The following is a 507-nucleotide window of genomic DNA, read 5'->3' on the forward strand; positions in this document are numbered from 1 at the left end:
GCCCTCACTCCTAAGTCTTTATCTTCGGCAAAGGCTTCAATTAATGCGTACCTCCTGCCTACCTCCCTGCCCCCTGCCCCCATAAGTGACCTACCAAATAGATGAGCTACTTAATACTGCGCCCTGTGGCTTCCTATCGTTTACTGACGATGGCACAATTGTGATTGTCAATGCAACGCTGCTAGAATTACTGGGATACAAACTTGATGAACTATTAGGACGAAAAATCGAATTAATCCTCCCAATTGCCGGTCGCATTTTTTATCAGACTCATTTTTTTCCGTTATTGAAACTGCATGGTAAAACGGAAGAAATATACTTCTCATTGAGATCGAAACAAGGAAATAATATACCTATCCTGGTCAATGCTACTCGGCAGCAAAATGCCGGCAGTTTTGTCAATAATTGTATCTTTATTGCTATTCACCAACGGATTCAATATGAGGATGAATTGCAGGGCTATTTCATTCTAAATAATTGCTTGAGTGTGCTAAGACCAAAACCAGC

At 41.2% G+C, this 507-nt stretch carries 1 protein-coding gene; it reads left to right on the forward strand.

Features of this window, described 5'->3' with window-relative positions; translation table 11 throughout:
* Positions 1 to 85: 85 nt before the first annotated feature.
* A partial coding sequence (locus tag FJR05_RS02165; RefSeq protein ID WP_168642599.1) for a PAS domain-containing protein occupies positions 86 to 507 on the forward strand: 422 nt, incomplete at its 3' end.

Origin of the sequence: Dolichospermum sp. UHCC 0259 (genome assembly GCF_009711935.1) — a bacterium.
Classification (GTDB): domain Bacteria; phylum Cyanobacteriota; class Cyanobacteriia; order Cyanobacteriales; family Nostocaceae; genus Dolichospermum.